The organism is Kitasatospora sp. NPDC057940 (assembly GCF_042887425.1).
GTDB lineage: Bacteria > Actinomycetota > Actinomycetes > Streptomycetales > Streptomycetaceae > Kitasatospora.
In genome coordinates this window covers 53229-79902 of sequence record NZ_JBHVPH010000029.1, presented here as the reverse complement: position 1 = coordinate 79902, position 26674 = coordinate 53229, and the positions used below count along the sequence as shown (strand labels likewise).

Annotated in this window: 22 protein-coding genes and 1 pseudogene; 18 read left to right on the top strand and 5 right to left on the bottom strand. The window is 71.7% G+C overall.

The features are described 5' to 3' along the window. The first annotated feature begins 170 nt into the window (after window positions 1–170). From ACFVTF_RS31870 to mshC, 5 genes are all read left to right on the top strand, one after another. Window positions 171–749, top strand: coding sequence for a DUF3090 domain-containing protein (locus ACFVTF_RS31870; RefSeq protein WP_387817672.1), 579 nt, complete (start codon window positions 171–173; stop codon window positions 747–749). A gap of 56 nt (window positions 750–805) precedes the next feature. Continuing rightward, window positions 806–1591 (top strand): SCO1664 family protein, encoded by a 786-nt coding sequence (locus tag ACFVTF_RS31865; RefSeq protein ID WP_387817692.1) that lies wholly within the window; start codon window positions 806–808, stop codon window positions 1589–1591. 48 nt (window positions 1592–1639) lie between these two features. After that, window positions 1640–2569 carry an AraC family transcriptional regulator gene (locus ACFVTF_RS31860; protein WP_371516320.1) on the top strand — a complete coding sequence of 310 codons (930 nt, stop codon included), beginning with the start codon at window positions 1640–1642 and terminating at the stop codon, window positions 2567–2569. Between the two features lie 76 nt (window positions 2570–2645). Continuing rightward, window positions 2646–3551 (top strand): carbohydrate-binding protein, encoded by a 906-nt coding sequence (locus ACFVTF_RS31855; RefSeq protein ID WP_387817671.1) that lies wholly within the window; start codon window positions 2646–2648, stop codon window positions 3549–3551. 306 nt (window positions 3552–3857) lie between these two features. Further along, complete coding sequence (gene mshC, locus ACFVTF_RS31850) at window positions 3858–5087, top strand: cysteine--1-D-myo-inosityl 2-amino-2-deoxy-alpha-D-glucopyranoside ligase (protein ID WP_350878003.1); 1230 nt, start codon at window positions 3858–3860, stop codon at window positions 5085–5087. Between the two features lie 87 nt (window positions 5088–5174). Here the strand turns inward: mshC and ACFVTF_RS31845 are convergent, their stop codons facing one another. Both ACFVTF_RS31845 and ACFVTF_RS31840 read right to left on the bottom strand, forming a co-directional pair. After that, on the bottom strand, window positions 5175–6125 hold the full coding sequence (locus ACFVTF_RS31845) for a PAC2 family protein (protein ID WP_350878002.1): 951 nt from the start codon (window positions 6123–6125) through the stop codon (window positions 5175–5177). A 370-nt stretch (window positions 6126–6495) separates the two neighbouring features. Then, window positions 6496–7587: a hypothetical protein gene (locus ACFVTF_RS31840; RefSeq protein ID WP_387817670.1), complete on the bottom strand. Its 1092-nt coding sequence runs from the start codon at window positions 7585–7587 to the stop codon at window positions 6496–6498. A 143-nt stretch (window positions 7588–7730) separates the two neighbouring features. On the opposite strand from ACFVTF_RS31840, the gene metH reads away from it, so the two are divergent. From metH to ACFVTF_RS31825, 3 genes are all read left to right on the top strand, one after another. Continuing rightward, entirely contained in the window at window positions 7731–11237 is a 3507-nt protein-coding gene (metH, locus tag ACFVTF_RS31835) for a methionine synthase (RefSeq protein ID WP_387817669.1), read from the top strand. A gap of 154 nt (window positions 11238–11391) precedes the next feature. After that, on the top strand, window positions 11392–12093 hold the full coding sequence (locus ACFVTF_RS31830; protein WP_363583916.1) for an HAD family phosphatase: 702 nt from the start codon (window positions 11392–11394) through the stop codon (window positions 12091–12093). A 353-nt stretch (window positions 12094–12446) separates the two neighbouring features. Then, entirely contained in the window at window positions 12447–14066 is a 1620-nt protein-coding gene (locus tag ACFVTF_RS31825) for an ABC transporter substrate-binding protein (protein ID WP_387817668.1), read from the top strand. 100 nt (window positions 14067–14166) lie between these two features. On the opposite strand, the gene ACFVTF_RS31820 is transcribed toward ACFVTF_RS31825, so the two are convergent. Both ACFVTF_RS31820 and ACFVTF_RS31815 read right to left on the bottom strand, forming a co-directional pair. Next, window positions 14167–14838, bottom strand: a complete 672-nt coding sequence (locus ACFVTF_RS31820) for a response regulator transcription factor (RefSeq protein ID WP_063346919.1) — start codon at window positions 14836–14838, stop codon at window positions 14167–14169. Continuing rightward, window positions 14838–15746 carry a RecB family exonuclease gene (locus ACFVTF_RS31815; RefSeq protein WP_063346918.1) on the bottom strand — a complete coding sequence of 303 codons (909 nt, stop codon included), beginning with the start codon at window positions 15744–15746 and terminating at the stop codon, window positions 14838–14840. Before ACFVTF_RS31815 ends, ACFVTF_RS31820 begins: the two co-directional genes overlap by 1 nt. Window positions 15747–15906: 160 nt before the next feature. On the opposite strand from ACFVTF_RS31815, the gene ACFVTF_RS31810 reads away from it, so the two are divergent. From ACFVTF_RS31810 to ACFVTF_RS31800, 3 genes are all read left to right on the top strand, one after another. Further along, on the top strand, window positions 15907–17133 hold the full coding sequence (locus tag ACFVTF_RS31810) for a site-2 protease family protein (RefSeq protein ID WP_387817691.1): 1227 nt from the start codon (window positions 15907–15909) through the stop codon (window positions 17131–17133). A gap of 45 nt (window positions 17134–17178) precedes the next feature. Further along, window positions 17179–18147: a tRNA (adenine-N1)-methyltransferase gene (locus ACFVTF_RS31805; protein WP_371516313.1), complete on the top strand. Its 969-nt coding sequence runs from the start codon at window positions 17179–17181 to the stop codon at window positions 18145–18147. A 125-nt stretch (window positions 18148–18272) separates the two neighbouring features. After that, window positions 18273–18878: a hypothetical protein gene (locus ACFVTF_RS31800; RefSeq protein WP_371516312.1), complete on the top strand. Its 606-nt coding sequence runs from the start codon at window positions 18273–18275 to the stop codon at window positions 18876–18878. A gap of 13 nt (window positions 18879–18891) precedes the next feature. Here ACFVTF_RS31800 and ACFVTF_RS31795 read toward each other — a convergent pair whose 3' ends face one another. Beyond that, window positions 18892–19197 carry a ferredoxin gene (locus ACFVTF_RS31795; protein ID WP_350877992.1) on the bottom strand — a complete coding sequence of 102 codons (306 nt, stop codon included), beginning with the start codon at window positions 19195–19197 and terminating at the stop codon, window positions 18892–18894. Between the two features lie 285 nt (window positions 19198–19482). On the opposite strand from ACFVTF_RS31795, the gene arc reads away from it, so the two are divergent. The 7 genes and pseudogenes from arc to pafA all read left to right on the top strand — a co-directional run bounded on the left by arc (window position 19483) and on the right by pafA (window position 26660). After that, window positions 19483–21249, top strand: a complete 1767-nt coding sequence (gene arc, locus ACFVTF_RS31790; RefSeq protein ID WP_363583904.1) for a proteasome ATPase — start codon at window positions 19483–19485, stop codon at window positions 21247–21249. A gap of 230 nt (window positions 21250–21479) precedes the next feature. Then, window positions 21480–22991 carry a depupylase/deamidase Dop gene (gene dop, locus ACFVTF_RS31785; RefSeq protein WP_208869055.1) on the top strand — a complete coding sequence of 504 codons (1512 nt, stop codon included), beginning with the start codon at window positions 21480–21482 and terminating at the stop codon, window positions 22989–22991. A gap of 174 nt (window positions 22992–23165) precedes the next feature. Further along, window positions 23166–23384 (top strand): ubiquitin-like protein Pup, encoded by a 219-nt coding sequence (locus ACFVTF_RS31780; RefSeq protein WP_031069167.1) that lies wholly within the window; start codon window positions 23166–23168, stop codon window positions 23382–23384. Window positions 23385–23467: 83 nt separating this feature from the next. Next, window positions 23468–23596 (top strand): annotated as a pseudogene (locus ACFVTF_RS31775) (recombination endonuclease VII); the annotation flags it as partial. Then, a complete protein-coding gene (gene prcB, locus ACFVTF_RS31770) occupies window positions 23548–24390 on the top strand; it encodes a proteasome subunit beta (protein ID WP_371516311.1) in 843 nt (280 codons plus the stop codon). The pseudogene ACFVTF_RS31775 and the gene prcB, both read left to right, overlap by 49 nt. A 31-nt stretch (window positions 24391–24421) precedes the next feature. Further along, entirely contained in the window at window positions 24422–25177 is a 756-nt protein-coding gene (prcA, locus tag ACFVTF_RS31765; protein WP_350877989.1) for a proteasome subunit alpha, read from the top strand. Between the two features lie 121 nt (window positions 25178–25298). Further along, complete coding sequence (pafA, locus tag ACFVTF_RS31760; protein WP_371516310.1) at window positions 25299–26660, top strand: Pup--protein ligase; 1362 nt, start codon at window positions 25299–25301, stop codon at window positions 26658–26660. Window positions 26661–26674 lie beyond the last annotated feature (14 nt).

Sequence of the window (26674 nt, the reverse complement as noted above, 5' to 3'; positions counted from 1 at the left end):
GGCCGGTGCCACAGCGGCTCGGCTCCCCTGCGGGGGCCCGGAGGTCGTAGGGTGACTAACGAGCCCCGCCGCGTGGCGAGCCCGCGCCCGGGCCGCCGTACGGCAGCCCGAGCCATGACGTCCGAACGATCCCTGTGATCCCCACGACCGACACGATCCGGAGCGAGAGCGTGCCCCGTCAGGTCTTCTTCTACGACCAGCCCGAACGGTTCGTGGCCGGCACCGTCGGCCAGCCCGGCGCCCGGGCGTTCTACCTGCAAGCCAGCGCCCGGGGCCGGATCACCAGCGTCCTGCTGGAGAAGACCCAGGTGGCGGCGCTCGCCGAGCGGATCGACGAGGTCCTGGACGAGGCGCTGCGGCGCAGCGGCGGCGACGTCTCCATCCCGGCCGCAGCCCCGCAGGACCTGCTCGACACCGCGCCGCTGGACCTGCCGCTGGAGCAGGAGTTCCGGGTCGGCACCATGGCCCTGGCCTGGGACAGCGTGGACGGCTGCCTGGTGGTCGAGGCGCAGGCGCTGATCGAGGTCGAGGAGGACGACGAGGACGAGGACAGCGCCGCGGCGGTCTTCGAGGACGACGACAACGGCCCGGACATGCTGCGGGTGCGGCTGTCCGGCGCGATGGCCCGGGTGTTCGCCAAGCGGGCGCTGGACCTGGTCTCGGCCGGCCGCAAGCCCTGCCCGTTCTGCAACCTCCCGCTCGACCCGGAGGGCCACCTGTGCCCGCGCGCGAACGGCTACCGGCGCTGAACACCGAGACCCCGCCCCAGGCGGACCCGGCAGCCGCCGCCGCCCTCGCCGCCGACGTGCCCACCGCGCTGGAGCTGCTGCGCGAGGGCGAGTTGACGGTGCACGGGCGCCTCACCGAGGCGTCCAACGCCGCGCTGTACTGCACCGCCACGCACGGTTCGCTGAGCGCGCAGGCCGTCTACAAGCCGGTCGCCGGGGAGCGCCCGCTGTGGGACTTCCCGGACGGCACGCTGGCCGGCCGCGAGGTCGCCGCGTACGAGGTGTCGGCCGCGACCGGCTGGGCGCTGGTGCCGCCGACCGTGCTGCGCGACGGGCCGCACGGGCCCGGGATGGTGCAGCTGTGGGTCGAGCCGGATCCGCAGGCCGAGCCGCTGCTGGCCCTCCAGGACCCGCGCGGCCCGGAGCACGGCTGGCTGCCGATCGTGCGGGCCGAGGTCGGCGGGGGACGCACCGCGCTGCTGGTGCACCACGACGACCAGCGGCTGCGCCGGCTCGCCGTGCTGGACGCGGTGCTCAACAACGCCGACCGCAAGGGCGGCCACCTGATCCCGGCCGCCGACGGCCGGGTCTACGGCATCGACCACGGCGTCACCTTCAACACCGAGGGCAAGCTGCGCACCCTGCTCTGGGGCTGGGCCGGCGAGCCGCTGCCCGACGAGGCGCTGGAGGTGCTGACCCGGCTCGCCGAGCGGCTGGACGGCGAGCTGGCCGCGCGCCTCGCCCCGCACCTGACCGCCGCCGAACTGGAGGCGACCCGGGCCCGGGTGGCCGGGCTGCGCCGCACCGGCCGGCACCCGCTGCCCTCCGAGGACTGGCCCCCGATCCCCTGGCCCCCGGTCTAGCAGGCTGATGGTCTGGACCTGTCCGCGAACCGGCAGCACACTGCTCCGATGGACGCGTTACGGACCACCCCCACCCCCCGCACCACGCCGGACCTGCCGCTGCACCGGCTACAGGTCCCGCTGCCGCACCTGCTCCCGTTCGCCATCGGGAGCTTCGACACGATCGGCCCGCTGTCCCGGGCGGGCTTCCCGCACCGGCACTCGTTCTACGAGATCGTCCACGTCACCGGCGGCCGCGGCGCCCACGTCCTGGACCTGGTCCACCGGCCGCTGGCGCCACCGCAGTTGTGCGTGATCACACCCGGCCAGGTGCACTACTGGTCGGACGCGGACGAACTCACCGGCCAGGTCGTCCTGTTCAACGAGGACTTCCTGCTCCGGAACCCGCAGGACCTCGCCGCGCTGCGCACCCTGGCCACCCGCCCCGCGCTCGGGCTCGGCGAACAGGCCGGTCCGATCGGCGCGTTGCTCGCCGACATGGAACACGAGTACCGCTCCAGGCAGCCCGGCTACCAGGGCGTGCTGCGGGCCAGCCTGCACATCCTGATCGTCCGGGCGCTGCGCGCCGGCCGGCCGGGGGAGCGGCCGTCGCCGCCCGGTCGGCCGACCGAACTGGCCTCCGCCTTCACCCGGTTGATCGCCGGCCCGGGCGGGGTGCGGCACTCGGTGGCGTCCAGTGCGCAGGAACTCGGCGTCTCGCCGGGCCACTTGCAGACCCTGGTCAAGCAGGCCACCGGCCGCACCCCGGGCGGGCTGATCCGGCGCCAGCAGACCCTGGAGGCCAAACGGTTGCTGGCCTGCACGGATCTGACGATTCGTCAGGTATCGAAGGAGGCGGGCTTCGCCGACCCGGCCTACTTCTGCCGCTTCTTTCGGCGGGAGACCGGGATGACGCCGGGGGAGTTCCGGGCCCGGGTCGACGGAAATCACCACGATCCCCGGATCGCGTCCATCGCGGCGGCCCCGGACTGCCCGTAACTTTGCTGGTGGCCACCGGTGGCCGGTCCGGCGCGCGCGGACGGGCGGCCGGTTCGGCCCTTGTCATGCCCCCACCATGGCAAGGGCCGCCCCCCACATCCCCCCACCCCCCACCCGAAGGAGAGGGCGCATGCCCACGCCCGACGGCATGATCAGCCGCAAGACCGTCCTGAAGGCAGCCGCCGCGCTCGGCGCCGCCCCGCTGCTGGTCGGCGGCGGCGTCGCGCTGGCCCGCGAGCAGGCCGGCACCGGCCGGCCCCCCGGCCTCACCCCCGAGTGCCACGACGGCGACGACCCCACCATCGAGCAGACCGAGGGCCCCTACTTCAAGCCCAACTCCCCACTGCGCAGCTCCATGGTCAACGACGGCCCCGGCACCCGGCTGACCGTCAGCGGCTACGTCTTCGGCCGTGCCTGCCGACCGATCTCCGGCGTCCTGCTGGACTTCTGGCAGGCCGACGACAACGGCGCCTACGACAACAGCGGGTTCACCTTCCGCGGCCACCAGTTCACCGACGCGAACGGTGCCTTCAAGCTGGACACGATCGTCCCCGGCCTCTACCCGGGCCGCACCCGGCACCTCCACGTCAAGCTCCAGGCGCCCGGCCGCCCGGTGCTCACCACCCAGCTCTACTTCCCCGGCGAGCCGCGCAACAACACGGACACCATCTACGACGCCCGGCTGCTGATGAACGTCCGCCAGAACGGCCCGGGCCGTGAGGGCAGCTACGACTTCGTCCTGGACGTGCCGCAGACCCCGGGCACGCCGAGCCCGACCCCCACCGCCACTCCGACCGGAACCCCGACCGGAACCCCGACCGGAACGCCCACGCCGCCGAGCGGCAGTTGGAGGCCGGGGGCCTCGTACAACGCGGGCGACCGCGTCACCTACTCCGGTGCCTCCTACGTCTGCCTCCAGGCGCACACCGCCATGGTGGGCTGGGAGCCGCCGAACGTGCCGGCCCTCTGGCAGCGGTCGTAGCGGCTCCGGCCGCGTCCCCCGAGGTGCCGGGCGCCCGGTCGGCGGCAGGGTCGACCGGGCGCTCAACCGTGTCCGAAAGCCTGCCCGAAGCCTGTGGAAGGCCTGCCCAACGCCTGCCCGAAGCCTGCCCGAAGCCTGCCCAACGCCCGCCCGAAGCCTGCCGTACGCCTGCCGGAAACAACGCCGGTCCCGTCAAGGCCCGTTCCTTATCAGTCGGGAAGCGGTCCGGCAATGACAGGAAGCGAATCCAGTCGATCTTGTGTACTGGTTAGGCTTTCAAATGTTCGCAAGGTTAAAGTCGGTTCCATGCATGCCTGGCCCGCCTCCGAGGTTCCCGCCCTGCCTGGTCAGGGGCTCCCCCTCCGTATCTTCGACACCGCAGCGGGCACGGTCCGTGAGGTCGTGCCGCAGGACGGCACCGCCCGGATCTACGTCTGCGGCATCACCCCCTACGACGCGACCCACATGGGCCACGCCGCCACCTACAACGCCTTCGACCTGGTGCAGCGCGTGTGGAAGGACGCCGGCCACGACGTCCTGTACGTCCAGAACGTCACCGACGTGGACGACCCGCTGCTGGCCCGGGCGGTCGAGACCGGTCAGGACTGGGTGGCCCTCGCCGAGCGCGAGACGGCCCTGTTCCGCGAGGACATGACCGCCCTGCGGCTGCTCCCGCCGGCCCACTACATCGGCGCCGTCGAGTCGATCCCGTGGATCGTCCCGCTGGTCCAGAAGCTGCTCGCCAGCGGCGCCGCCTACCAGGTGGACGGCGACATCTACTTCTCGGTCGAGTCCGACCCCCGCTTCGGCCAGGTCTCCGGACTCGACCAGGAGGCCATGCGCCCGGTCTTCGCCGAGCGCGGCGGAGACCCGGACCGCCCGGGCAAGCGCCACCCGCTGGACGCCCTGCTCTGGCTCGCCGCCCGCCCGGGCGAGCCCGCCTGGGAGACCGAACTCGGCCACGGCCGCCCCGGCTGGCACATCGAGTGCGTCGCCATCGCACTGCAGTACCTCGGCATGTCCTTCGACATCCAGGGCGGCGGCAGCGACCTCTCCTTCCCGCACCACGAGATGGGCGCCTCGCACGCCCAGGTCGCCACCGGCGCCCACCCGTACGCCAAGGCGTACGTGCACGCCGGCATGGTCGGCCTGGACGGCCACAAGATGTCCAAGTCCCGCGGCAACCTGGTCTTCGTCTCGGCGCTGCGCCGTGAGGGCGTCGACCCGGCGGCGATCCGCCTGGCGCTGCTCTCGCACCACTACCGCGAGGACTGGGAGTGGACCAAGGCGACCCTGGACGAGGCCGTCGAGCGCCTCGCCCGCTGGCGGGCCGCGGTCTCCCGGCCGGACGGCCCGGCCGCCGAGCAGCTGCTCGACGAGGTCCGTACGGCGCTCGCGGACGACCTGGACGCACCCGCCGCGCTGGCCGCCGTCGACCGTTGGGCCGAGCGGCAGGAGGCCGGGGGCGGCACCGACATGGGTGCGCCCGGCCTGGTCAGCCGCACCGTGGACGCCCTGCTCGGCGTCGCGCTCTAGAGCCATCCCTCCACACGCCGAAGGGGCGTCCGGACCGAAGTCCTGACGCCCCTTCGGCGTTGTCCGGGGCGGGCCCCGGGGCGGCGACTACTCCTCGTCGCCGTCCTGGCTCTCCCGGGCCGCGCCCGGGGACTCCGGCTCGGCCGGCCGCTCCGCCGTGGCGTGCCCGGCCACCGGCTTCTCGCCGGTCGGCCCGACGTTCTCCCTGCGGCGCAGGTAGCGCTCGAACTCGCGGGCGATCGCGTCGCCGGAGGCCTCCGGCAGCTCCGCGGTGTCCTGCGCCTCCTCCAACTGCTGGACGTACTCGGCCACCTCGCTGTCCTCGGCGGCCAGCTGGTCCACGCCCAGCTGCCAGGCCCGGGCGTCCTCGCCGAGCTCGCCCGGCGGGATGCGCAGGTCCAGCAGGTCCTCCAGCTTGTTGACCAGGGCCAGCGTCGCCTTGGGGTTCGGCGGCTGCGCGACGTAGTGCGGCACGGCCGCCCAGAGCGTCACGGCCGGGACCCCGGCGTGCGTGCAGGCCTCCTGGAGCACCCCGACGATGCCGGTCGGGCCCTCGTAGCGGCTCTCCTCCAGGTCCAGCCGGCGGGCCAGCTCCGGGTCGGAGGTGACCCCGCTGACCGGCACCGGGCGGCTGTGCGGGGTGTCGCCGAGCAGCGCGCCCAGGATCACCACCAGCTCGATGCCGAGCTCGTGCGCGAAGCCGAGCAGCTCGTTGCAGAACGAGCGCCAGCGCATGCTGGGCTCGATGCCGCGCACCAGGACGACGTCCCGGGTGGTCGGCTCGGTCACCCGGATCACCGAGAGCCTGGTGGTCGGCCAGGTGATCCGGCGGATGCCGCCGTCCAGCCAGACCGTGGGCCGGTTGACCTGGAAGTCGTAGTAGTCCTCCGCGTCCAGGGCGGCGATCACCTTGCCACCCCAGGTGTCGTCGAGATGTGCCAGGGCCGCGGAGGCGGCGTCGCCCGCGTCGTTCCAGCCCTCGAAAGCGCAGACCATCACCGGGTCGATCAACTCGGGAACATCTTCCAGCTCGATCACCCAGCGTCTCCCTCCGGTCGGCGGTCGAACCTGCGCCGCCTCGGCTGGCCTGCCGGGGCGCCGACGGGTCGGCTGCCGACTGTCGAACCTCTCGTCACCCATGGAACGCCTCGCCCCATGGTCCCTACCTGCCCAGCCTACGGGCTTTGATGCGCACCGCGGCCGGGCACCGGGACAGTCTGGGGGAGCGTGCCGCCCCGATCCAGCGGATATCCGGACGGTCCCGGCTGACGGGTCGTCAGTTCGTCCGGGGCGGGCGCGGACGGTGTCCGGGCGGCGACGCGGCGCGACGGCGCGCCCTTCCCGCAGGCGCCGTTCCCGCACGCACGCTTTCCGCGCGCGCCGCTCCCGCACCCGCCGCCGGAACCCCTCAGGCGTCCACCCACCCGCGCCGGTACGCGGCCCAGTGCTCCGGGGTGGCGGCGAAGTCCACGTAGAGCGCGACGCCGAAGTTCCGCCGCCCCGGGTCCTGGCGGCCCAGGCCCAGCCGGACGCCCCGGACGGCGGCCGGCACGGTCTCGGCGTCACCCCGATGGCCGTGCCGGTCGTCCCAGAAGAACGGCAGGCCGATCAGCAGGTCCACCCCGGCCGGGGTGGCCTCCAGCGCCAGTTCGGTCTGCAGGGCGACGTAGCCGCCGTACAGCGGCTCGGTCGGCATGCTGGTGTCGTACGCCATCACGGCGACCTGGTCGACCCGGCGGGCGGTCTCGGTGAAGTACGCCTGGTCCCACCACTTGCCGTGGTCGGTGAGCAGGATCCCGGCGGTGTGCAGGCCGGGCACCGGGTCGAGCTGCGGGGCCGCCACCGAGAGCGCGGCGCCGCGCCCGGCCGTGACCGGGCGGACCTGGTCGAGCAGGGCCAGCCAGCCGGCGCTGCCGGGCCGGATCGGCTCCATGTCGAAGTGCACGCCGTCGAAGCCGAGGTCCAGGACCTGCCGGGCGGAGGCGGTGACCCGGTCCCGGGTGGGGGCGTCCTCCAGGTCCAGGGCGTCCTTCTCCGGCTTGACCTCGTCGCCCAGCCAGCTCTGCACCCGGACGTCCGGCAGCGCCCGGTGCACCGCGTCGGTGAACCAGCGGCCCCGGGGGTGGACGGCGGGCGGCAGCGAGCCGTCGTGTTCCAGCGGGCCGGTGTGCACGTACAGGTCGCGGACGCCGGTGCCGGCCAGCTGCCGCACCAGCGCGGCGACGTCGGCCTCGCCCTTGCGGCCGTCCACCCAGGCGTGGCCGAGCCAGAGCGCGTCCCGGCCGCGGGTGCGGGCCTCGGCGGACGGGTCGCCGGTGTAGTGCAAGCGGATCGCGACGAAGGCCGAGCCGAGCGCGGCCACCGGCACGGCCGCCGCGAGGGCCAGCACCAGCAGCGCCCGGCGCCACCGGGACCAGCTCCGCCAGCGCCTGCGCAACGCCCGGAACGGGGCCGCCAGGGCCCCCGTGACGCGTCGCGCGACGGTCGGGAATCGGCCCACGCGGTTGCTCCCCCCTTGCGGTCGAACGCTCAGGATACGGAATGCGACCGCAGGCCGGGGCGCGGGCCGGATACCCTGGCCACGTGCGGGCCCGAGTAAGCGGGCCCGCAAAGCCGACAGCCGTCGCACCAGGGAGAAGCCCCATGGCCACTGCAGCCAATCCGTCCATCACTCAGCAGAGCCGCGCGAACGCGTTGCGTGAAGCGCTCGCCACCCGGGTGGTGGTCGCCGACGGTGCAATGGGCACCATGCTCCAGGCACAGGATCCGACGCTGGAGGACTTCCAGAACCTGGAGGGCTGCAACGAGGTCCTCAACGTCACCCGGCCCGACATCGTGCGCTCCGTCCACGAGGCCTACTTCGGGGTCGGCGTGGACTGCGTCGAGACCAACACCTTCGGCGCCAACTTCTCCGCACTCGGCGAGTACGAGATCGCGGAGCGCATCTTCGAGCTGTCCGAATCCGGCGCCCGGATCGCCCGCGAGGTGGCCGACGCCCACGCCGCCGACGGCCGCACCCGCTGGGTGCTCGGCTCGATCGGCCCCGGCACCAAGCTGCCCACCCTCGGCCACGCCCCGTACGAGACGCTGCGCGACGGCTTCCAGCAGAACGCGGCCGGCCTGATCGCCGGCGGCGCCGACGCGCTGCTGGTCGAGACCAGCCAGGACCTGCTGCAGACCAAGGCCGCCATCCTGGGCTCCAAGCGCGCCCTCGCCGAGGCCGGGCTGGACCTGCCGGTGCTGGTGCAGGTGACCGTGGAGACCACCGGCACCATGCTGCTCGGCTCCGAGATCGGCGCCGCGCTGACGGCCCTGGAGCCGCTCGGCGTCGACTACATCGGCCTCAACTGCGCCACCGGCCCGGCCGAGATGAGCGAGCACCTGCGCTACCTGGCCAAGAACGCGCGGATCGGCCTGTCCTGCATGCCGAACGCGGGCCTGCCGGTGCTCGGCAAGGACGGCGCCCACTACCCGCTCTCCCCGTCCGAACTGGCCGACGCGCACGACGTGTTCACCCGTGAGTACGGCCTCTCGCTGGTCGGCGGCTGCTGCGGCACCACGCCCGAGCACCTGCGCCAGGTGGTCGAGCGGGTGCAGGGCCGGCCGGTCACCCCGCGCACCCCGCAGCCGGAGTCCTCGGCGTCCTCGCTGTACCAGGCGGTGCCGTTCCGCCAGGACACCTCGTACCTGGCGATCGGCGAGCGCACCAACGCCAACGGCTCGAAGAAGTTCCGCGAGTCGATGCTGGCCGGCGACTGGCAGGCCTGCGTGGAGATCGCCCGCGACCAGATCCGGGACGGCTCGCACCTGCTGGACCTGTGCGTGGACTACGTCGGCCGCGACGGCGTCGCCGACATGAAGGAGATCGCCGGCCGGCTGGCCACCGCCTCCACCCTGCCGATCGTGCTGGACTCCACCGAGCCGCAGGTGCTGCGGGCCGGCCTGGAGGCGCTCGGCGGCCGCGCGGTGCTCAACTCGGTCAACTACGAGGACGGCAACGCCCCGGACTCGCGCTTCGGCCGGATCGCCTCGCTGGCCCGCGAGCACGGCGCCGGCCTGATCGCGCTGACCATCGACGAGGAGGGCCAGGCCCGCACCGCCGACAAGAAGGTCGAGATCGCCGAGCGGCTGATCGCCGAGCTGACCGCCGACTACGGCGTCGACGAGGGCTCGATCCTGGTGGACTGCCTCACCTTCACCCTGGCCACCGGCCAGGAGGAGTCCCGCCGGGACGGCATCGAGACCATCGAGGCGATCCGCGAGCTCAAGCGCCGCCACCCGGCCGTGCAGACCACGCTGGGCCTGTCCAACATCTCCTTCGGTCTCAACCCGGCCGCCCGGGTGGTGCTGAACTCGGTCTTCCTGCACGAGTGCGTGGAGGCCGGCCTGGACTCGGCGATCGTGCACGCCTCCAAGATCCTGCCGATCGCCCGGATCCCCGAGGACCAGCGCGAGGCCGCCCTCGACCTGGTCTACGACCGCCGCCGGGACGGCTACGACCCGCTGCAGCACCTGCTGGAGCTGTTCGACGGCGTCTCCTCGGCCTCGGTCAAGGCGTCCAAGGCGGAGGAGCTGGCCGCGCTGCCGCTGGACGAGCGCCTGCAGCGCCGGATCATCGACGGCGAGCGCAAGGGCCTGGAGGCCGACCTGGACGAGGCGCTGGCCGGGCGGCCCGCGCTGGAGATCATCAACGACACCCTGCTGGCCGGCATGAAGGTGGTCGGCGAGCTGTTCGGCTCCGGCCAGATGCAGCTGCCGTTCGTGCTCCAGTCCGCCGAGGTGATGAAGACCGCGGTGGCCCACCTGGAGCCGTACATGGAGAAGTCCGACAGCGAGGGCAAGGGCACCATCGTGCTGGCCACCGTCAAGGGCGACGTCCACGACATCGGCAAGAACCTGGTGGACATCATCCTGTCCAACAACGGCTACAACGTGGTCAACCTGGGCATCAAGCAGCCGGTCTCGGCGATCCTGGACGCCGCGCAGGAGCACAAGGCGGACGTGATCGGGATGTCCGGCCTGCTGGTGAAGTCCACCGTGATCATGAAGGAGAACCTGGAGGAGCTCAACCAGCGCAAGCTGGCCGCGAGTTACCCGGTGATCCTGGGCGGCGCCGCGCTCACCCGGGCCTACGTCGAGCAGGACCTGCACGAGATCTACGAGGGCGAGGTCCGCTACGCCCGGGACGCCTTCGAGGGCCTGCGGCTGATGGACGCGCTGATCGCGGTCAAGCGCGGCGTGCCCGGCGCGAGCCTGCCGGAGCTCAAGCAGCGCCGGCACGCCCGGGTCGAGGTGGTGGAGGAGCCGGAGGTCAACCTCGGCCAGATCCGCTCGGACGTCACCGTCGACAACACCGTGCCGACCCCGCCGTTCTGGGGCGACCGGATCGTCAAGGGCATCCCGTTCGCCGACTACGCCTCCTGGCTGGACGAGGACGCGCTGTTCAAGGGCCAGTGGGGCCTGAAGGCGGCCCGCAGCGGCGAGGGGCCCTCGTACGAGGAGCTGGTGGAGACCGAGGGCCGGCCGCGGCTGCGGATGTGGCTGGACCGGCTGCAGACCGAGGGCTGGCTGGAGGCGGCCGTGGTCTACGGCTACTACCCGGCCAACTCCAAGGGCGACGACCTGATCGTCTTCCACGAGGACGGCACCGAGCGCACCCGCTTCACCTTCCCCCGCCAGCGGCGCGGGCGCCGGCTCTGCCTGGCCGACTTCTTCCGCCCGGAGGAGTCCGGCGTGCGGGACGTGGTCGGCCTCCAGGTGGTCACCATGGGCAACCGGATCTCGGAGGCGGCGAACGAGCTGTTCGCCGACAACTCCTACCGCGACTACCTGGAGCTGCACGGCCTGTCGGTGCAACTGGCCGAGGCGCTGGCCGAGTTCTGGCACGCCCGGGTCCGCTACGAGCTGGGCTTCTCCGGCGAGGACCCGCAGGACGTCAAGGACATGTTCGCGCTCAAGTACCGGGGCGCCCGCTTCTCGCTCGGCTACGGGGCCTGCCCGGAGCTGGAGGACCGCGCCAAGATCGCCGAGCTGCTGAAGCCCGAGCGGATCGGGGTGGTGCTCTCCGAGGAGTTCCAGCTGCACCCGGAGCAGTCCACCGACGCGATCGTCATCCACCACCCGGAGGCGAAGTACTTCAACGCCCGGTAACCCCGGCGCCTCGTTCCGTTCGCTCTTTTCGGGCGAACCGGGCGTATCCTGGATGATCCTGAACGGGCCGGTCCGCTCACCAGCGGGCCGGCCCGCGCCATCCCCGGGGGGCGCTCGAACGCGCCCGGGGGGTACCGACGGAAGGACTCCCGCCATGACCACCTCCACCGCCGCCCGGATCCTCGACCACGGGGACGGCCGCGGCCTGCAGGCGGTGCTGCTGGACATGGACGGGACGCTGGTGGACACCGAGGACTTCTGGTGGCAGGCCGAGGTCACCCTGTTCGCCGAGCTGGGCCACGCGCTGACCGACGAGGACCGGGCCCAGGTGGTCGGCGGTCCGATGACCCGGGTGATCGACTACCTGGTCGGCACCACCGGGGTGGACCTCGCCCCGGCGGACCTGACGGTGCTGATCAACCAGCGCTTCGTCGACCTGCTCGCGGGCGGCGTGCCGCTCATGCCCGGCGCCGAACGCCTCCTCAACACCCTGGCCGCACACGGGATCCCGGCCGTCCTGGTGACCGCCTCGCACCGGCACGTGGTGGACATCGTGCTGCGCTCGCTGGGCTCCCACCACTTCGCCTTCACGGTCGCCGGGGACGAGGTGCCGCGTACCAAGCCGCACCCGGACCCGTACCTGGAGGCGGCCCGGCGGCTGGGCGCGGACCCGGCCCGCTGCGTGGTGGTCGAGGACGCGCCGACCGGGGTGCGGGCGGCCGAGGCGGCGGGCTGCCCGGTCGTCGCCGTGCCCTCGGTGGCGCCGATCGAGCCGGCCCCGGGGCGGCTGGTGCGCTCCTCGCTGGAGCAGGTCGATCTTGAACTGCTGCGCTCGCTGGTCGCTTCTCGGGTGTGATTGTCATCTCATTGCGAGGGTGCTCTACTCGCCGGTAGGCGGCCGGATCCGGCCGCCGCCGACGGCCGCCCGGGGAGAAAAAGGGCATTGCCTGACAACTCGTCGGGTGTTTCGCGATGCCCTCAACCACCGTGTCCCAAACGTCATCTGCACGGGTATCGGTCGTGCGTGTTCGATATGGCACGCTACTTCAGTTCGTTCCCCTCCCTCGCGCCCTGCCACCGCCGACGACGGGCAACCCCGTCCCGCCCGCGGTCGTACGGGCGCCAGGCCCGCGCACGCCTTCCGCACCGGGAGCGCCCTCGACGCGGGCCGCCGGCCCCGGTCGGACCGCACCCAGAAGGACGCGCCCCGTGAAGACTTCAGCTGAACGCCTGGCAGCACTCGGCTGCGCCGGTCTTGTCGCCGTGACGGCGGCAGGCTGCGGATCGGTCACCGACGCCGTCAAGGGGGACGGCGGCAAGGCGATCGTCATGGGCACCACCCAGCTCACCGGTGTACTGGACCCGGCCGCCGCCTACGACTCCGGCTCCTGGCTGCTGCTGCGCAACACCTTCCAGTCGCTGCTCACCTTCCCGGCCGCCTCCAGCGCCCCCTCCCCGGACGCCGCGCAGTCCTGCGAGTTCACCGCGGGCGACGCCACCCAGTACCACTGCACGATGCGGACCGGCCTGAAGTTCTCCAACGGCCACCCGCTGACCGCGGCCGACGTGGTGTTCTCGATCGAGCGCACCAAGAAGATCAACGACCAGAACGGCGCGGCCCCCCTGCTCTCCTCGATCAGGAGCGTCGAGGCCAAGGGCGACACCGAGGTGATCTTCCACCTCTCCACGCCCGACGCCACCCTGCCGGCCAAGCTGGCCGGCCCGGCCGGCGCCATCCTCGACCACCAGGCCTACCCGGCCGACAAGGTCGTCCCCAACGACAAGCTGATCGGCTCCGGCCCGTACCGCTTCGAGACGGTCGAGGTCATGGGCGGCAACGGCGACACGGCCAAGCAGCTGGGCAAGGTCGTCCTGGTGCCCAACGACAAGTACAGCGGCGAGGCCAAGCTCCGGAACAGCAAGTTCACCATCCGGTACTTCGACAAGCCCGCCGACCTGAAGGTCGCGCTGGACAAGGGCGACGTCGACCTCACCGACAACAGCCTGGACCCGAACACCGCCGCCCAGATGCACTCCGACCAGCAGGGCGGCAAGACCGACCTCCAGGTCGTCGAGGGCGACAGCAACGACACCCGCTCGCTGGTCTTCAACACCAAGGACCCGGTCGCCGGCAACGTCGCCGTCCGCCAGGCCGCCGCCCAGTTGCTCGACCGCAAGTCGCTCGCCCGCGACGTCTTCGCCCGGACCGTCCAGCCGCTGTACGCGATGGTCCCGGCCGGCGTCACCGGCCACACCACGGCCTTCTTCGACCGCTACGGCGACCAGGACAGCGGCAAGGCCAAGAAGATCCTCACCGACGCCAAGGTCCAGCTCCCGGTCAAGCTCACCCTCACCTGGTCGCGCTCGCGGGCCGGCAGCGCCGAGCCCGAGACCCTGAAGAAGCAGCTGGAGGCCGGCGGCCTGTTCCAGGTGACCGTCCAGACCGAGCCGGACTGGGACAAGTACCGCTCCGGCTGGTCCGAGGGCCGCTACCAGGCGTACCTGATCGGCTGGTTCGCCGACTACCCGGACCCGGACAACTACATCGCCCCGCTGCTCATCGACGGCGGCGCCTACCACCACGGCTGGGACGACCCGAGGATCAGCCAGAAGCTGGTGCCGGACGGCCTCAAGCAGGCCGACCGCAGCGCCGCGGTGGCCGGCTACGCCCAGATCCAGCAGATCGTCGCCGAGAACGCGCCGCTCATCCCGCTGTACCAGAACAAGGGCTTCTTCGCGTCGCGTTCGTACATCACCGGCGTCGAGTCGACCATCGACACCACCGGCGTGTTCCGCTTCTGGGAGATCAGCCGCAGCCCCGGCAAGTAGCCGACCGGACGACACCCCTCGACACGGCGGCCCGCCCGCCTTCCCCCCTGGGTGCACGGGGAAGGCGGGCGGGCCGCCGGCACGTTCGGCCGGAAAGGGCCTACAGGGCGCCCGGGCGCACCAGCCCGCTCTCGTACGCGTACACCGCCGCCTGCACCCGGTCGCGCAGCTGGAGCTTGGTCAGCACATGGCCGACGTGCGTCTTCACGGTGGTCTCGCTGACGAACAGTTCGGCCGCGATCTCCGCGTTCGAGAGCCCGCGCGCCACCAGCTTCAGCACCTCCAGCTCACGCTCGGTCAGCGCGCTCAGCGCCTGCGGCGGCGCCTCCTCGCCCGAGGGCAGCTTGGTGGCGTACATGTCCAGCAGCCGGCGGGTGATGCTCGGCGCCAGCATCGCCGCGCCGTCCGCCACCACCCGGATCGCCTGTACCAGTTCCTCCGCCGGGACGTCCTTCAGCAGGAAGCCGCTGGCGCCCGCGCGCAGCGCCTCCACCACGTACTCGTCCAGGTCGAAGGTGGTCAGCACCAGCACCTTGGCCGGGCCGTCCCGCCCGGGGCCGGCGATCCTGCGGGTCGCCTCGACGCCGTCCATCCTGGGCATCCGGATGTCCATCAGCACCACGTCGGGCTGCAGCGCCCGCACCTGGTCCAGCGCCTGCTGACCGTCGCCGGCCTCACCGACCACGACCAGGTCGGACTCGGCCTCCAGGATCATCCGGAAACCGGTGCGCAGCAGCGGCTGGTCGTCGACCAGCAGCACTCGGATCGTCACTAGGACTCCTTGCTCATCTGATCCCCCGTGGGATCGTCTTCGTCAGACGTACGCGACAGCGGCAGCGGGTACGGCGGGGGAGTGCCGCCGAACTCCGGGCAACTGGCCTGGTGGTCGCACCAGTCGCAGAGGCGGTTGCGGGTCGCCGGGAACTCCCCGGTGGCCACCGCGTGGGTGATCCGCTCCCAGAGCGCCCGCAGCTTGCGCTCCACCGCGAGCAGGTCGGCCTCGTCCGGGTCGTAGCTGACCACGTCCCCGCCCCCGCCGAGGTAGACCAGCTGGAGCCGCTTGGGGACGACACCCTTCCAGCGCCACACCACGAGCGCGTAGAACTTCATCTGGAACATCGCCTTGCCCTCGAAGTCCCGCGAGGGCGCCCGGCCGGTCTTGTAGTCCACCAGCCGGACCTCGCCGCTCGGGGCGACGTCCACCCGGTCGATGTAGCCGCGCAGCAGCAGCCCCGACTCCAGGGCCGTCTCCACGTACAGCTCGCGCTCCACCGGGTGCAGCCGGGTCGGGTCCTCCAGCCGGAACCACTGGCCGACCAGCTTCTCGGCGTCCGCCAGCCAGCGGGCGAGCGCCGCGCCGTCCGGATCGTCCGGGAACAGCGAGCCCAGCTCCGGGCGCTCGCCCAGCAGCCGCTCCCACTGCGGGCGCAGCAGGCCCAGCGCCCGCTCCGGCGTCCGCTCGGTCGCGGGGCTGTCGAAGAGCCGCTCCAGCACCGCGTGCACCAGCGTGCCCCTGGTCGCCGCCGCGCTCGGCGGCTCCGGCAGCCGGTCGATCACCCGCAGCCGGTACAGCAGGGGACAGGTCAGGAAGTCCCCCGCCCGGGACGGGGACAGGCCGGTCGGGGGCGCCGCCGGGCGCGCCGGGGCCCCGGCGGCGCTGGTGGTGTCGGTCTGCTGCATGTCTCCGACCCTATTGCCCTTCGCTGTCATCCCGCTGCCACGGTGCTGCCACACCGCGCGGCACAGTGGGTATGAAGCCTGACAGAGGGCCGCACGCCCCCGGAGCGCCGCGATCACGTAGCGTGGCGCACCGGGGCACGACGGGCAGACGACCGAAGGGATCACGGTGAGCGACAGCAGGGGGCAACAGACCTCCGAACAGCCACCGCAGGACGACGGCGGCCGCCCGGCGGGGCGACCGCCCCGGCCGCCCGAGCGCGGCAGCGGCCTCCTGGTGGGCCGCCCCTTCGGCGTGCCCATCTACGTGACCCCCTCCTGGTTCGTCATCGCCGCGCTGATCACCTGGGTGTTCGGCGGCCAGCTCGGCGACGTCCTGCCGGACCTCGGCGCCGCCCGCTACCTGCTCGCGTTCTTCTTCGCGGTGGCCTTCTACGCCTCCGTCCTGGTGCACGAGCTCGCCCACACCCTGGTCGCGCTTCGCTACAGGCTCGGTGTACGGCGGATCCAGCTCCAGTTCTTCGGCGGCGTCTCGGAGATCGAGAACGAGGCCGAGAGCCCGTGGCGCGAGTTCTGGCTGGCCTTCGTCGGCCCGCTGCTCTCGCTGGTGCTCGGCGGCGTGTTCTTCCTCGCGATGCAGGCCGTGGAGCTCTCCACGGTGCCCGGGGTGCTGCTCACCGGGCTGATGGTCTCCAACCTGGTGGTCGCCGCGTTCAACCTGCTGCCCGGCCTGCCGCTGGACGGCGGCCGGATGCTGCGCGCGGTCGTCTGGGCGATCAGCGGCAAGGCGATGACCGGCACGGTCGCCGCCGCCTGGGTCGGCCGGGCGCTGGCCGTCGTGGTGCTGGTCGGCCTGCCGCTGTTCAGCGCCGCCCGCGGGATCGAACGCACCACGACCGACACCCTGGTGGACGCGGTGCTGGCCGCCGTCCTCGCCGCGATCATCTGGAACGGCGCCACCGGGAGCCTGCGCAACGCCCGGCTCAAGGAGGTGCTGCCCGGCCTGCGGCTGCGCGAGCTCGCCCGCCGGACCGTCGAGGTCACCGCCGACACCCCGCTCGGCGAGGCGCTGCGCCGGGCCCGCGAGGCCCAGGCCGGCGCGGTCGTGGTGGTGGACGGCCGGGGCGACCCGATCGGCATCGTGCGCGAGTCCGCCGTCCGCGCGGTGCCCGAGCACCGCCGCCCGTGGGTCGCCGTCGGCCCGCTCGCCCGCGACCTCGAACCCGGCCTGCGGCTGGACGCCGACCTCGGCGGCGAGGGCCTGCTGCGCGCCGTCCAGGCCACCCCGGCCGGGGAGTACCTGGTGGTCGAGGCGGACGGCCGGGTGTTCGGCGTCGCCGCGCTCACCGACATCGAGCAGCGCCTCACCGCCGCCGTCGCCGGCCGGTGATCACTCTGGTCGGGCGGACCGCCCGCTTCCCTTAGGATTGACCGCATGTCCGAACCGACCGGTGCCACCCGCCGACGCGGGCCCTTCCAGGTCGGGGACCAGGTCCAGCTGACCGACCCCAAGGGCCGCCACTACACGTTCACGCTCCAGGCCGGGAACCAGTTCCACACCCACAAGGGTGCGTTCCCGCACGACGAGCTGATCGGCGCCCCCGAGGGCACGGTCGTGCGCACCACGGGGAACGTCCCGTACCTCGCGCTGCGCCCCCTGCTCCCCGACTACGTCCTGTCCATGCCGCGCGGCGCCGCCGTGATCTACCCCAAGGACGCGGGGCAGATCCTGGCCATGGCCGACATCTTCGCCGGCGCGCGCGTCGTCGAGGCCGGTGTCGGCTCGGGCGCGCTCTCCACCTACCTGCTGCGCGCCGTCGGCGACACCGGCATGCTGGCCTCGTACGAGCGCCGGCAGGACTTCGCCGACATCGCCAAGGGCAACGTCGAGCGCTACTTCGGCGGGCCGCACCCGGCGTGGAAGCTCACCGTCGGCGACCTCCAGGACAACCTGGTCGAGGCCGACGTCGACCGCGTCATCCTCGACATGCTCGCCCCCTGGGAGTGCCTGGACGTCGCCTCCAAGGCGCTCGTCCCCGGTGGTCTGATCTGCTGCTACGTGGCCACCACGACGCAGATGTCCAAGACCGTCGAGGCACTGCGCGACCACGGCACCTTCACCGAGCCGCAGGCCTGGGAGACCATGGTCCGCACCTGGCACCTGGAGGGCCTGGCCGTCCGCCCGGACCACCGGATGATCGGCCACACCGGCTTCCTGCTCACCGCCCGGCGCCTCGCCGACGGCGTCGAGCCGCCGCTGCGCCGCCGCCGCCCGGCCAAGGGCGCGTACGGCGAGGACTACGACAACGGGGGCTCGGAGCCGAGCCTCCAGGAGCGCGCCGCGGCCCGTGCCGCCGCCCGCGCCGTCGAGACCGAGCAGACCGAGCAGCCCGACCTGGGCTGACCGGGAGCGCTTCCCAGGGGTGGTACGAGCCTGCTCGTGCCACCCCTCGGCATTCCGGCCGCCGGCGTGTGGGACGATGCTCGCGCACGCAGACCAGCTCCTGGGAGCACTGGAGGGGACGCCTGGTGGAGACCGCGGTCGGGACGACGGCTGGACAGCAGACACCGCGGGGCCGCACCGGGCCCGGGCACGCGCGAACCGCCCCCTGGCACTGGGCCCTGGCCCTGGCCGGCTGCGGCGCGGTGGTGGCCGCGGCCCTCGCCGCCGGCCCCGCCACCGGCACCCCGGTGCCCGTCCACGGCACTCCCAAGGCCCTCGGGGCGAGCGCCGCCCCCGACCCCGCCAAGGCCCAACTCCCGCTCGACTGCGGCCCGTTCCCGGTCGCGACGGCCATCAGCATGCCGGCCGACCTGGGCGACGGACGGCCCGGCACGGTCGTCGCCGCGCACTGCGCGGCCGAGAACGGCACCCCGCCGGACGCCGTCTACCTGCTCGGATTCGGCCCCGGCGACCGCCCGGTGGTGCTGGCCACACTCCTCTCCGAGCGCGAGAACCTCACCCTCGGCCGGCTCGCGCTGCGCTCCGACGGCGCCATCACCGGCCACGCGCAGGGGTATTCGAGCGACGAGGTGCCGCGCTTCCGTCCCGACATCTCACTCGACCTCACCTGGATGCGCAAGGGCGGCGGCTGGGAACGTTCCCAGACCGCCGCCCCGGTCAGCCAGACCTGAGGGGGAGGACGCGTCAGTCCGCGTCCGGCCCGTACACCTCGACCCGGTCGGTGACCCGGCGCACGTGGATGCAGTCGCCGGGGCACTCCTTCGCCGAGTCCACCACGTCCTGAAGGATCGTCAGCGGCACCGGGGCGGTCTGCCCGGGCTGCTGGCGCAGCTCGTCGTCCGGCCCCTTCACGTAGGCGAGGCCGTCGATGTCCAGCTCGAAGACCTCGGGTGCGTACTGCACGCAGATGCCGTCGCCGGTGCACAGATCCTGGTCGATCCACACCTCCAGCTGTTCGGCCGCCGCGGCCGTCTGCTCGGTTACCGACATGGTCCCCTGCCGTTTCTGTCCCGGGTCGCCCCTTTTCCGGGGGCAATCCCGCCATTCGTACAACGATCGGACCCAGGCGCCCGGTCGCGATCGGATATCACTTCGCTCGACGATACATCTGGCCCGCTTTGGGTGGTGAGCGGTGGGTATCCCCTTAGCAGAGGGGAAGCACGCTGGGGCGAAGATCGGACACGCCCGTTCCATCTTTCTTGATCTAGGGGTTTACGGACCCCTGGTCCCAGGTAGGGTCTGGAAGCGTCCAGCTCCCCGGAGGAGGTGAGGACCGTGGCAGCCCACGATGACGACTACAACCGCAGCACCGGCAGGCCCGCTCGTGGTTCCGACGAGGCCGCTCAGGTCTCGTTCCTTGAGCAGGAAATCGCTGTGCTGCGCCGCAAGCTCGCCGACTCGCCGCGCAATTCGAGGATCCTCGAAGAGCGGATCGTCGAGCTCCAGACCAACCTGGCCGGAGTGTCCGCCCAGAACGAACGGCTCGCCTCCACCCTGCGAGAGGCCCGCGACCAGATCGTGGCCCTCAAGGAGGAAGTGGACCGGCTGGCACAGCCCCCGGCAGGGTTCGGCACCTTCCTCGAGGCCAACGAGGACGGCACCGCCGACATCTTCACCGGGGGGCGCAAGCTCCGCGTGAACGTCAGCCCCAACGTCGCCCTCGACGAACTGCGGCGCGGCCAGGAAGTGATGCTCAACGAGGCCCTCAACATCGTGGACGCGATGGCCTTCGAGCGCATCGGCGAGATCGTCACCCTCAAGGAGATCCTCGAGGACGGCGAACGCGCCCTGGTCGTCGGCCACACCGACGAGGAGCGGGTGGTGCGCCTCGCCGAACCGCTGCGCGAGCTCACCGTCCGGGCGGGGGACGCCCTGCTGCTGGAGCCCCGCTCCGGCTACGTGTACGAGGTCGTGCCGAAGTCCGAGGTCGAGGAGTTGGTCCTCGAAGAGGTCCCGGACATCGACTACCGCCAGATCGGCGGACTGAGCAACCAGATCGAGCTGATCCGGGACGCGGTCGAGCTGCCCTACCTGCACGCCGACCTCTTCAAGGAGTACGAGCTGCGCCCGCCCAAGGGCGTGCTGCTCTACGGCCCGCCCGGCTGCGGCAAGACGCTGATCGCCAAGGCGGTCGCCAACTCGCTGGCCAAGAAGGTCGCCGAGGTCACCGGACGCCCCCAGGGGAAGAGCTACTTCCTCAACATCAAGGGCCCCGAACTGCTCAACAAGTACGTGGGCGAGACCGAGCGGCAGATCCGCCTGGTCTTCCAGCGGGCCCGGGAGAAGGCGAGCGAGGGCACGCCCGTCATCGTCTTCTTCGACGAGATGGAGTCGCTGTTCCGCACCCGCGGTTCCGGCGTCAGCTCGGACGTGGAGAACACCATCGTCCCGCAGCTGCTCGCCGAGATCGACGGTGTGGAGGGCCTGGAGAACGTCATCGTCATCGGCGCCTCGAACCGCGAGGACATGATCGACCCGGCGATCCTGCGGCCCGGCCGCCTGGACGTCAAGATCAAGATCGAGCGCCCGGACGCCGAGGCCGCGAAGGACATCTTCTCCAAGTACCTCAAGGAGTCGCTGCCGTTCCACCCGGACGACCTCAAGGAGCACGACGGCTCCCTGGGCACCACGGTGGCCGCGATGATCCAGTCGGTCGTGGAGCGGATGTACTCCGAGACCGAGGAGAACCGCTTCCTGGAGGTCACCTACGCCAACGGTGACAAGGAGGTCCTGTACTTCAAGGACTTCAACTCCGGCGCCATGATCCAGAACATCGTCGACCGCGCGAAGAAGATGGCCATCAAGGACTTCCTCGACCACGGTCAGCGCGGTCTGCGCGTCTCCCACCTGCTCGCCGCCTGCGTGGACGAGTTCAAGGAGAACGAGGACCTGCCGAACACCACCAACCCGGACGACTGGGCCCGCATCTCCGGCAAGAAGGGCGAGCGGATCGTCTTCATCCGCACGCTGGTCACCGGCAAGCAGGGCGCCGAGTCCGGCCGCTCGATCGACACTGTCGCCAACACGGGGCAGTACCTGTAAGCACGCGGTGAGACCGGGCCGCCCGGCGGTCCCCGGAACAGCACGCACCCCGTCCGGCTGTGGCGCCTCGCGGCCCCGCAGCCGGACGGCGCGTCTCGGGGTCCGCCCGTCGGCGCCGGGTTCTAGGCTCGACCCACCGATCGCGGGCAGAACGCCGGCGCCGGTGTTGTTCAGCGGTACGTCGGCGTGCTCCGCCCGTGGGGGGCGGCGCACCGGGCAAGGAGGGCCGCATGACCGTACGGCGCGTGATGGGCATCGAGACCGAGTACGGGATCTCCGTGCCCGGGCACCCCAACGCCAACGCCATGCTCACCTCGTCCCAGATCGTCAACGCGTACGCGGCGGCGATGCACCGGGCGCGGCGGGCCCGCTGGGACTTCGAGGAGGAGAACCCGCTGCGTGACGCCCGGGGCTTCGACCTGGCGCGCGAGGTGGCGGACGCCAGCCAGCTGACCGACGAGGACATCGGCCTGGCCAACGTCATCCTCACCAACGGGGCCCGGTTCTACGTGGACCACGCGCACCCCGAGTACAGCTCGCCCGAGGTCACCAACCCGCGCGACGCCGTGCTCTGGGACAAGGCCGGCGAGCGGATCATGGCCGCCGCCGCGCAGCGCGCGCTGGAACTGCCCAACGGGCAGAACATCCACCTGTACAAGAACAACACCGACAACAAGGGCGCCTCCTACGGCACCCACGAGAACTACCTGATGAAGCGGGCGACGCCGTTCGCCGACATCGTCCGCCACCTCACCCCGTTCTTCGTCTCCCGCCAGGTGGTCACCGGCGCCGGCCGGGTCGGCATCGGCCAGGACGGCTCGACGCACGGCTTCCAGATCAGCCAGCGGGCCGACTACTTCGAGGTCGAGGTCGGCCTGGAGACCACGCTCAAGCGCCCGATCATCAACACCCGGGACGAACCGCACGCCGACGCGGAGAAGTACCGCCGGCTGCACGTGATCATCGGGGACGCCAACCTCTCCGAGATCTCCACCTACCTCAAGCTGGGCACCACCTCACTGGTCCTGTCGATGATCGAGGACTCCTTCATCGCCTCCGACCTCGCCGTCGACCAGCCGGTGCGCACCCTGCACCGGGTCTCCCACGACCCCACGCTCAAGCACCTGATCACCCTGCGCAACGGGCGCAAACTCACCGCCGTCCAGCTCCAGCTGGAGTACTTCGAACTGGCCCGCAAGTACGTCGAGGACCGCTTCGGCACCGACGCGGACGAGCAGACACTGGACGTGCTGGCCCGCTGGGAGGACGTCCTCGGGCGGCTGGAGCGCGATCCGATGTCGCTCTCCAGGCAACTGGACTGGATCGCCAAGCGGGAGATCCTGGAGGGCTACCGCAGCCGGGACGCCCTGGGGTGGGAGAACCCGCGGCTGCACCTGGTCGACCTCCAGTACAGCGACGTACGGCCCGACAAGGGCCTCTACAACCGTCTGGTGGCCCGCGGCCGGTTCGAGCGGCTGGTGACCGAGGCGGAGGTCGAGCGGGCCGTCTCCAAGCCCCCGGAGGACACCCGGGCGTATTTCCGCGGGCGCTGCCTGGAGCAGTACGCGGACCACGTCGCCGCGGCCTCCTGGGACTCGGTGATCTTCGACCTGCCGGGCCGGGACTCGTTGCAGCGGGTGCCCACGCTGGAGCCGCTGCGGGGCACCCGCAACCACGTCAAGGAGCTGCTGGACCGCTGTCGCACCGCGGAGGACCTGCTGCGGGTCCTCTCCGGCGGGTAACTTTTCGATCACCATGGGTGAACGTCCGCCGAATGGGAATCATCCGGGGTGGCAGCGGGTGTTGGACAGGAAGCGCCACCGGCAAACCGGGAGCGGCAGTCGCACCTTGTGTATAGGGTCGGTGCAGCAAGCAACGACCAAACCGTGCCAGAAGAATCGAGCGGGGTGAGGGAAATGGCGAGCAAGGACACCGGCGGCGGCCAGCAGCGGGCGAACCGCTCCTCCGAGGAGGTCGAGGAGCAGGCCGCGGAAACCCAGAATTCCGACGACCTCAAGGAACGCCAGGAAAAGCTGAGCGACGACGTCGACGCGGTGCTGGACGAAATCGATGAGGTCCTCGAGTCGAATGCGGAAGATTTCGTCCGCGGATTCGTGCAGAAGGGCGGGCAATAGCCCGTCCCCGGTATTCGGGAATTCACGGTCGTGCCCGTCGAGGGCGGTCGGGCGGCGAGGGCCGCCCGACCGTCCGGCACCGGCCCCCTGCGCGCGTGGACAGTGATCGCCGGGCGGGTAGGGTGCGGGCAACGCGAGCTTCAAGCTACCTGGAAGGAATCGTGTGGAAGCCAACACTCGTGGCACCGGGCGTCTACCGGCTGCCTTCCTGACCCCGGGGTCCTCCTCGTTCGTGGACTTCCTCGCCGAGCACCGGCCGGAGCTGATCCCCGGCCACCGCGGGCTCCCCGCGGGGACCGTGGTCGACGCCCCGCACGGGACCACCATCGTGGCCGCGGTGTTCGACGGCGGCGTGGTGATCGCCGGTGACCGCCGGGCGACGATGGGCAACGTGATCGCCCAGCGCGACATGGAGAAGGTGTTCCCGGCCGACGAGTACAGCGCGGTCGGCATCGCCGGGACCGCCGGCCTCGCCATCGAGATGGTCCGGCTGTTCCAACTGGAGCTGGAGCACTACGAGAAGATCGAGGGCGCGGTGCTCTCGCTGGAGGGCAAGGCGAACCGGCTCACCGCCATGATCCGGGGCAACCTGGGCATGGCGATGCAGGGCCTGGCGGTCGTCCCGCTGTTCGCCGGCTACGACCTGGACCTCGGCCGCGGCCGGATCTTCAACTACGACGTCACCGGCGGGCGTTCCGAGGAGCGCGGCTTCGCCGCCACCGGCTCGGGCTCGGTCTTCGCCCGCGGCTCGATGAAGAAGCTCTACCGCGACGGCCTGACGGCCGACCAGGCCGCCACGCTGGTGGTCCAGGCGCTGTACGACGCGGCCGACGACGACTCGGCCACCGGCGGCCCCGACCTCGCCCGCAAGATCTTCCCGATCGTCTCGCTGATCACCGAGGACGGCTTCCGCCGGCTCACCGACGCGGAGGTCACCGAGATCGCGGTCGCGATCACCGACGAGCGCCGCTCGCACCCCAACGGCCCGCAGGCCCCGCTGCTCTAGCCATCACCTCTCAGGAAAGGGACGACCGCCGGTGTCGACACCGTTCTACGTCTCGCCCCAGCAGGCCATGGCGGACCGCGCGGAGTACGCCCGCAAGGGCATCGCGCGCGGCCGCAGCGTGGTCGTGCTCACCTACGCCGACGGCATCGTCTTCGTCGCGGAGAACACCTCCAGGGCGCTTCACAAGGTCTCCGAGATCTACGACAAGATCGCCTTCGCGGCGGTCGGCCGCTACAACGAGTTCGAGAACCTGCGCATCGGCGGCGTCCGCTACGCCGACCTGCGCGGCTACTCCTACGACCGGGCCGACGTCACCGCCCGGGGCCTGGCCAACGTCTACGCCCAGACGCTCGGCACCATCTTCTCCTCGGTCGGCGAGAAGCCCTACGAGGTCGAGCTGATCGTGGCCGAGGTCGGCCGCACCGCGGACGAGGACCAGATCTACCGCCTCACCCCGGACGGCTCGATCGTCGACGAGAAGAACTACGTCGTGGTCGGCGGCAACGCCGACTCGATCGGCAACTACCTGGGCCAGCGCCACCGGGCCGGGATGAGCCTCACCGAGGTGGTCCGGGCCGCCGTGGACTCGCTCGCCCGCGACCCCAACGGCGGCAGCCCGCGCGCCCTCACCCCGGAGCAGCTGGAGGTGGCCGTCCTCGACCGCCAGCGGTTCCAGCAGCGCAAGTTCAAGCGCATCCTGGGCAACCAGCTCGCCCGGCTGCTCGACGGCGACCAGTCCGCCGAGTCGGACGACGAGGACAACCCGGCGGACACCGCGCCGGAGTAGCAGTGCCTGCGGAGTCCCGTACGGCGGCCGGAAGGAGGCCGTACGGGACTCCGGTGCCCCTGCGGCGGCCCAGTCGTCGTGGAGGCGGTTTCGGACAGCTCCGACACAGAATGGAGTGCTCATGGACCGCCGGATTTTCGGGCTGGAGAACGAGTACGGCGTGACCTGCACGTTCCGCGGGCAGCGCAGGCTGTCGCCGGACGAGGTGGCGCGGTACCTGTTCCGCCGGGTCGTCTCCTGGGGCCGCAGCAGCAACGTCTTCCTGCGCAACGGCGCCCGGCTGTACCTCGACGTCGGCTCCCACCCCGAGTACGCCACCCCCGAGTGCGACGACGTGGTCGAGCTGGTGACGCACGACAAGGCGGGCGAGCGGATCCTCGAAGGGCTCCTGGTCGACGCCGAGCGGCGGCTGCACGAGGAGGGCATCGCGGGGGACGTCTACCTGTTCAAGAACAACACCGACTCGGCCGGCAACTCCTACGGCTGCCACGAGAACTACCTGGTGGCCCGGCACGGCGAGTTCTCCCGGCTGGCCGACGTGCTGATCCCCTTCCTGGTGACCCGCCAGCTGATCTGCGGCGCCGGCAAGGTGCTGCAGACCCCGCGCGGCGCGGTCTACTGCGTCAGCCAGCGCGCCGAGCACATCTGGGAGGGCGTCAGCTCCGCCACCACCCGCTCCCGCCCGATCATCAACACCCGCGACGAGCCGCACGCGGACGCCGAGCGCTACCGCCGGCTGCACGTGATCGTCGGCGACTCCAACATGTCGGAGACCACGACGCTGCTCAAGGTCGGCGCCACCGACCTGGTGCTGCGGCTGATCGAGGCCGGCGTGGTGATGCGCGACCTCACCCTGGAGAACCCGATCCGGGCGATCCGTGAGGTCAGCCACGACCTCACCGGCACCCACCAGGTGCGGCTCGCCAACGGGCGCGAGGCCAGCGCGCTGGACATCCAGGAGGAGTACTACACCAAGGCGCTGGAGTTCGCCGACCGCAAGGGCATCAACACCGGCACCATCGGCCAGGTGCTCGAACTGTGGGGCCGGACCCTGGAGGCCGTCCGCACCGAGAACCTGGACGACGTGGCCACCGAGATCGACTGGATCATGAAGTACAAGCTCATCGAGCGCTACCGCGAGAAGCACCAGATGAGCATGTCCAACCCGCGGGTGGCCCAGATCGACCTGGCGTACCACGACATCCACCGCCGGCGCGGCCTGTTCTACCTGCTCCAGGGCAAGGGCCAGGCGAAGCGGGTGACCACCGACCTCAAGACCTTCGAGGCCAAGTCCATCCCGCCGCAGACCACCCGGGCCCGGCTGCGCGGGGACTTCATCCGCCGGGCGCAGGAGCAGCGCCGGGACTTCACGGTGGACTGGGTGCACCTGAAGCTGAACGACCAGGCGCAGCGCACGGTGCTCTGCAAGGACCCGTTCCGCTCGGTGGACGAGCGGGTGGAGAAGCTGATCGCCGGGATGTGAGCCCCGCGGGGGAT